At 32.6% G+C, this 6,166-nt stretch carries 9 protein-coding genes and 1 other RNA gene; all 10 read left to right on the top strand.

Annotation, left to right across the window (positions count from 1 at the left end; all coding sequences use genetic code 11):
- Nucleotides 1-306 (top strand): hypothetical protein (locus tag ACMOUI_RS11725; protein WP_418965876.1); only part of this gene is annotated, 306 nt, incomplete at its 5' end.
- 41 nt (nt 307-347) lie between these two features.
- Nucleotides 348-1,583 carry an RNA polymerase sigma factor RpoD gene (rpoD, locus tag ACMOUI_RS11720; RefSeq protein WP_418965875.1) on the top strand — a complete coding sequence of 412 codons (1,236 nt, stop codon included), beginning with the start codon at nt 348-350 and terminating at the stop codon, nt 1,581-1,583.
- A 60-nt stretch (nt 1,584-1,643) separates the two neighbouring features.
- On the top strand, nt 1,644-2,477 hold the full coding sequence (locus tag ACMOUI_RS11715) for a sigma-70 family RNA polymerase sigma factor (protein ID WP_418965874.1): 834 nt from the start codon (nt 1,644-1,646) through the stop codon (nt 2,475-2,477).
- Nucleotides 2,474-3,262, top strand: a complete 789-nt coding sequence (locus tag ACMOUI_RS11710) for a Nif3-like dinuclear metal center hexameric protein (RefSeq protein WP_418965873.1) — start codon at nt 2,474-2,476, stop codon at nt 3,260-3,262. Before ACMOUI_RS11715 ends, ACMOUI_RS11710 begins: the two co-directional genes overlap by 4 nt.
- Before the next feature lie 12 nt (nt 3,263-3,274).
- On the top strand, nt 3,275-3,844 hold the full coding sequence (locus ACMOUI_RS11705) for a TPM domain-containing protein (protein WP_418965872.1): 570 nt from the start codon (nt 3,275-3,277) through the stop codon (nt 3,842-3,844).
- An RNA gene (gene rnpB / locus ACMOUI_RS11700) (RNase P RNA component class A) lies at nt 3,834-4,171 on the top strand. Before ACMOUI_RS11705 ends, rnpB begins: the two co-directional genes overlap by 11 nt.
- A gap of 82 nt (nt 4,172-4,253) precedes the next feature.
- Nucleotides 4,254-5,018 carry a toxin-antitoxin system YwqK family antitoxin gene (locus tag ACMOUI_RS11695; protein WP_418965871.1) on the top strand — a complete coding sequence of 255 codons (765 nt, stop codon included), beginning with the start codon at nt 4,254-4,256 and terminating at the stop codon, nt 5,016-5,018.
- Between the two features lie 108 nt (nt 5,019-5,126).
- On the top strand, nt 5,127-5,438 hold the full coding sequence (gene rplU, locus ACMOUI_RS11690; RefSeq protein WP_418965870.1) for a 50S ribosomal protein L21: 312 nt from the start codon (nt 5,127-5,129) through the stop codon (nt 5,436-5,438).
- A 7-nt stretch (nt 5,439-5,445) separates the two neighbouring features.
- Nucleotides 5,446-5,781 (top strand): ribosomal-processing cysteine protease Prp, encoded by a 336-nt coding sequence (locus tag ACMOUI_RS11685; protein ID WP_418965869.1) that lies wholly within the window; start codon nt 5,446-5,448, stop codon nt 5,779-5,781.
- Complete coding sequence (gene rpmA / locus ACMOUI_RS11680; protein ID WP_418965868.1) at nt 5,782-6,072, top strand: 50S ribosomal protein L27; 291 nt, start codon at nt 5,782-5,784, stop codon at nt 6,070-6,072.
- Nucleotides 6,073-6,166: the final 94 nt, after the last annotated feature.

Below are 6,166 nucleotides of genomic sequence, written 5' to 3'. Positions count from 1 at the left end.
GAAAAGAGTACAAATATAATAAAAGATATAATTCTAACAGGAAATCTTACACAAGAAGAGGAAAAGGAGTTGGTAAATATATCCTTACTTTCTATAGATGATTTTTCAAATAAATTAGATATTGAAAAGGGGTTTCAAATTATTTTTATGTCATGGTTTATATTAGAATTAAAAGAAGCATTAAAAGAGAGAAGTAACTTATTAAAACATATCAAGCTAAAGAAAATAGAGGATAAATTGAAACAACATATCGAGTTCAATGACCTTCGTGCATTGTATAATGAGTTTAAAAATATCAATGCTTAAAATTTTGAAAGATAATTATTCAATAGAGGAGGCTTCAACTAATGAAGGAGTTTATAAAAAATGAAAAGGTTTTAGCTTTATTAAGAAAGGCAATGGAAAATAAAGTAATAAGCTATGAAGAGATCAATAGCCAATTAAGTTCAGATTTTCCACCAGAAAGAATAGAGTTTTTAATAAATGGTATGACAGAGCAGGGAATAAAGATAGTTTCCCAAGAAGAGATCAAAAAACAGGAAAGTATTAAGAGAAGAGACGAAGGTAAAAAAGATATAAAAAAAGTTATAACTCCAATAGTAAAGAGACCTGTTGTTGAATTAGAGGAAGATGATGATGAGGATGAAAAGGGAACGGAGTATTCAGAGGACTTTGATTTCAATCCTGATGATATAGAAGAGGTTAGTGAAGATGACCTAGTGAATGATGATCTGTTTAGTATAACTGGTGAAATGGAAGTAGATGAGCCAATTAAAATGTATTTAAGAGAGATTGGACAGATTCCATTACTTACTCATGAGGAGGAGTTAGGTTACGCTAAGGCAGCATTAGAGGGAGACGAATACTCACAACAACAACTTATAGAAGCGAACCTTAGACTGGTTGTAAGTATTGCTAAAAAACATACAAATAGAGGATTAAAACTGCTAGATTTAATTCAAGAGGGAAATATAGGATTGATGAAAGCTGTTGAAAAATTTGAATATAGTAAGGGGTATAAGTTCTCTACTTATGCAACTTGGTGGATAAGACAAGCTATTACAAGAGCAATAGCTGACCAGGGAAGAACAATACGTATTCCAGTTCATATGATAGAAACAATCAATAAAATTAAAAAAGAGGCTAAAATTTACCTTCAAGAAACAGGAAAAGATGCTACTCCAGAAGTTTTAGCAGATAGATTAGGGATGGAAGTTGAAAAGATAAAAAGTATCCAAGAGATGAACCAAGACCCAATCTCACTAGAAACACCAGTAGGAAGTGAAGAGGATAGTGAGTTAGGAGATTTCGTTGAGGATAACAAAATGCAAAATCCTTATGAGTTAACAAATAGAACTTTACTTAGAGAGCAGTTAAATGATGTTTTAAAAACTTTAAGTAGTAGAGAGGAACAAGTTTTAATCTTTAGATATGGATTAAATGATGGTGCGCCTAAGACTTTGGAAGAGGTTGGAAAAATATTTAAGGTAACAAGAGAGAGAATCAGACAGATAGAGGTAAAAGCACTTAGAAAGTTAAGACATCCAAGTAGAAGAAAGAAACTTGAGGATTTTAAAGTATAAGATAATATGGGGGTGGTTAATACCCCCATTTTATATTAATAAAATAAAAAGGGGACAGACATGAAAGTAAGAGAGTTAGAAAAAGAGATATTAGCAAATTGTATTGAAGATAAAGATTTTATAAAGTTTTTAAAAAGTAATCCAGGATTGAAGTTGGAACTTGAAAGCGTAGATATTAGAAAAGAGGAAAAAGTTGAAGAGAATAGCTATGTTGTAGAGGGGATTGTTGGAGAATATTTAGAGGAGATATCATATATTCAACCACTTTCAAAAGAGGAGATAAATGACCTTATGGAGACTTTAGATGAGGAGGAAAGTTCTCATAAATTAGTGGAAGGAAACTTAAGAGAGGTTGCCAATATAGCTTTTGACTATCTAATTGCAGGAATTGATTACTTGGATTTGATACAAGAGGGAAATATAGGAGTTATAAAAGCTTTAGAAGAGTATAGACCATCTAATGGAGATGTGTTAGAATATATAAAACTATGGGTTAGAAGAGAGATGCTTCTGTTCATAGATGAGAGAGTTGAAACAGAAAAGTACATGTATAAAGGGTACTTTGCTAAGAGAAAAGAGGAGTTAATAGAACATGAAATAGTGGCAGAGCTTGAGGAAGAGCAAGTGGATGAGATACCTCTAGATGAGAAATCTGAAATAATTGAGGAGAAGATAAATGAGGTTGAAAAACTTGATTTTACTTCAGTTCCTAAAAAGTTATCTCAAGTTGAAGAGGAGATTTTAAAGAGATACTATGGATTGGTTGGAGATAAAAGAGAGTCTCTATTTGAGATTGAAAATGAGTTGGACTTAAAAAGAGGAGAGGGAGAGCCTTTATTTGAGGAAGCATTAACAAAGATATCTCTAGGAGGAGGAAGAAGTTTAAAAATATGAAACTAAGTAGACTGATAAACTTTTTAGAAGAAAAATTTCCAGCTTTTTTAGCTGAGGATTGGGACAATGTAGGGCTATTGGTAGGAAGAAGAGATTCTAAAATCAATGGGGTTTTATTGTCTTTAGACCTCACAGAAAAAGTTATAGATAGAGCTATTGAGGTGGGAGCTAACCTTATTATAACGCACCATCCAGCAATATTTAAGCCATTAAAAAATATATCAAGTGACAGTTTAATAGGAAGAAAAATAATAAAATTAATCGAAAATGGAATATCAGTTTATTCAATGCATACCAATTTGGATTCAGGAAAATCTGGATTAAATGATTTTTTAGGTGAAAATGTATTGGGATTAAAGTCAGGGAAAATATTGGATCCTTTAGAAAATAATGGAAGAGAATACGGAATTGGAAGAGTTTATAAGTTGGAAGAACCTTTAAAATTAGAAAAAATATCTGAGCTGTTGAAAGAAAAACTAAAATTGCACAGTATAAATGTAGTGAAATCAGATGAAAATAAAGAGATAAAAAAAGTAGCAATAATCAGTGGTGCAGGGGCATCTTATTGGAGAAAAGCCAAAAAATCAGGGGCACAAGTTCTAATTACAGGAGACATAAAATATCATGAAGCTATGGATGCACGAGAAGAGAACTTCAATCTAATTGATATAGGTCATTTTGAAAGTGAGTGGATATTTTCAAACCTATTGGAAAACTTAATAAAGAAAGAGTTTGAAATAGATATCACAATTTTTAATGACGGTCCAGTATTTGAAAAAATGTAAGGAGAACAGACAATGCTAAAACAAGTTATAACAGGTACATTAATACTTTCTACTTTGGTCCTTGGAAAAATAAATGATTATAGAAATGTTTTTTCTGAAGAAACTAAAACAAAATTAACAGAAACAATAGAAAATTTTGAAGATAAAACAGGAAATAAGCTATATTTGAATACTTTAGAGGAAAATGAGGGATTTGAAGTAGAGGATCAAGAAAAAACAGTAATAATAAATTTAGTTAAAAATAATGAAAATGAAAATGGTGTATTAAAAGTTCAGTTAAAGATATCTCAAGATTTAAATCCAGAGGATATATCTTCAGATTTATCTCTACTATTGACAAATGTTGAGGAGTATGTGGGGGAAAAAGATGAGGGTCTTGTGGCAATAAATTTAGTTGAAGGAATGCAAGAAGTCTTTGTAACAGTATCTGATTCTCAAGAAGATAGTAAAGATTTAGAACAGATGACTTTAAAAACTAAGGTATTTTTAGGAATTGTGTTGACATTTTTAGTATTATCTATTAGAATAATACAGGTAAAAAGAAAAAAGAGAAAATATAAGTTAAGAAATGATAGGTATTAGAGTTAATCGCTTGCATTAGCAAGAGGAAAGTCCGGGCTCCGCAGAGCAAAAGGGTAGCTAACGGCTACTAAAGGAAACTTTAAGGAAAGTGCCACAGAAAATAGACCGCTGTTTTTTGCAGTAAGGGTGAAAAGGTGGTGTAAGAGACCACCAGTTCTTTAGGAGACTAAAGAAGCTAGGTAAACCCCCTTTGGAGCAAGACTAAATAGGAGAGAAATAGGGGTTGCTCGTCCTCTCTCAGGGTAAGTTGCTTGAAGCTATAAGCAATTATAGCTCTAGATAAATGATTGACAAATACAAAACCCGGCTTATTTAATGCCTATCAATAAGAAACAAATTAGTCAAGAAATTTTATAAAAATTCCTTGGCTTTATTTTTTATATAAAATCTTATTAGGAGAAATATGAGTATGAAAAAGATGAAGATAGTAGTAGGAATTATATTGTTAAGTTTGATAGGATGTACTCCTTTAGAAAAAAGAATGAGTGATGAGGAGCGTATTTTATTACCTACAGTACCAAAACAAGCGTATGATGTGAGTATATCGACTATGTCAGAGGGAGAGTTTATACCCCAAACCGATATAATTCATACAGGGCAGAATGTAGCTTTGGCAGAGAGTGCAGTAACTGAGATTACACTAAATGGTATTGATCAGGTTAATATAGCAAAGAAACAGGTTAGAAATAAATTGGCTTATAATGGGAATTCCACAGTGCCTTTTACAGGGACATTTGCCGCAGTAGTAGGAGTTCATAAACACTATACTGAGGAGTATAGAGGTGGAAAATTAAATGGATATAAAACTTGGTACTCAGAAGCTGGAAGAGTTGGATTAAAAGAAGCGTATGTAGATGGTGTAAAAAATGGAGTACAGGAGAGTTATTATAGAAGTACAGGAAATATTCGTTCTAGAATAACATATGCAGGGGGAAGAGTTTCAGGACCTGCAACTTGGTATGACAACAGTGGAAAAATATTACACCAAGAGGATTTTAAAGGTGGAAATGGAGAATGGATAGCATACTGGGACAATGGAAAGGTTAGAGAGAAAGGAAGACTTGCAGGAGGACTTCAAAATGGAGAGTGGAGAAGTTACACGCCTAAAGGCGAGTTAGAGAAAATTACAATCTTTAGAAATGGATCACCAGTATCACAAGAGTGGTTAAAATAAATTAGTTGACAAATTATATATAAAATGATAAAATAAACAGTAGATTAAGCTTGGATAAGGTCGTCAGCAACCGAATCTAGCGATCTTTATACTTTTGGAGGTGTTAGAATGTACGCAGTTATAAAAACTGGAGGAAAACAGTACAAAGTTGCAGTAGGTGAAGTATTAAGAGTTGAAAAACTAAATGCTGAGGTTAACACAACTGTAGAATTAACAGAGGTTCTTTTAGTGTCAAACAATGGAGACGTTAAAGTTGGAACTCCTGTTGTAGAGGGTGCTAAAGTAGTAGCAGAGGTTGTTGCTCAAGGTAAAGGAGCTAAAGTTGTTAACTTCAAATACAAGCCAAAAACTGGATATCACAAGAAAAAAGGTCATAGACAACTTTTCACTGAGATCAAAGTTACTGCAATCAATGCATAATTAATTTATGACAAAGATTGAAATATTTAAAAAAAATGGTAAAGTAGTTAGATACAGAGCCAATGGTCATGCTGAATATGCTGAGTATGGACAAGATATTGTTTGTGCTGCAATTTCCATGGCAATGCAATTCCCTTTAGGAGGATTGCAAGAGATTTTGGATATTATGCCAAAGTTTGAAATTGACTCCGATGGGTACTTAGACGTTGATATGAGAGGGATGGATTTTTCGGATAAAGAAAAAGAGGTTCATGTATTGTTAGATACGATGGTATTGATGTTGAAAGAACTATCTAAGGGTTATCCTAAACACATAAAGCTTGTAGAGAAGGAGGAAATTTAGATGCTATTTACATTAAATATACAATTATTTGCGAAGAAAAAAGGACAAGGTTCTGTTAAGAACGGAAGAGATTCTAATCCAAATTACCTTGGAGTTAAGAAGTATGATGGAGAGGTTGTAAAAGCTGGAAACATCATCGTAAGACAAAGAGGAAACAGATTCCACGCTGGAAACAACATGGGATGTGGAAAAGATCATACTCTATTCGCATTAATCGATGGATACGTAAAGTTCGAGAGATTAGGAAGAGACAAGAAGCAAGTTTCAGTTTACGCTGAAAAAGCTAACTAAGATTTTAAAAGGAGAGATTGTTAATCTCTCCTTTTTTTCATAGATAAAAATACAAAGGCAGAAAAAATTTTTCTGCCTTTTCTCTATATATAGC

It is taken from the genome of Cetobacterium sp., assembly GCF_048470075.1.
Taxonomy (GTDB): Bacteria; Fusobacteriota; Fusobacteriia; order Fusobacteriales; family Fusobacteriaceae; genus Cetobacterium_A.
This window is presented reverse-complemented; position numbering and strand designations above follow the sequence as displayed.

Excerpts from the sequence above, each read along its gene's own strand:
- rpoD (WP_418965875.1), top strand. The coding sequence starts at position 348 with ATGAAGGAGTTTATAAAAAATGAAAAGGTTTTAGCTTTATTAAGAAAG.
- ACMOUI_RS11715 (WP_418965874.1), top strand. The coding sequence starts at position 1,644 with ATGAAAGTAAGAGAGTTAGAAAAAGAGATATTAGCAAATTGTATTGAA.
- ACMOUI_RS11710 (WP_418965873.1), top strand. The coding sequence starts at position 2,474 with ATGAAACTAAGTAGACTGATAAACTTTTTAGAAGAAAAATTTCCAGCT.
- ACMOUI_RS11705 (WP_418965872.1), top strand. The coding sequence starts at position 3,275 with ATGCTAAAACAAGTTATAACAGGTACATTAATACTTTCTACTTTGGTC.
- ACMOUI_RS11695 (WP_418965871.1), top strand. The coding sequence starts at position 4,254 with ATGAAAAAGATGAAGATAGTAGTAGGAATTATATTGTTAAGTTTGATA.
- rplU (WP_418965870.1), top strand. The coding sequence starts at position 5,127 with ATGTACGCAGTTATAAAAACTGGAGGAAAACAGTACAAAGTTGCAGTA.
- ACMOUI_RS11685 (WP_418965869.1), top strand. The coding sequence starts at position 5,446 with ATGACAAAGATTGAAATATTTAAAAAAAATGGTAAAGTAGTTAGATAC.
- rpmA (WP_418965868.1), top strand. The coding sequence starts at position 5,782 with ATGCTATTTACATTAAATATACAATTATTTGCGAAGAAAAAAGGACAA.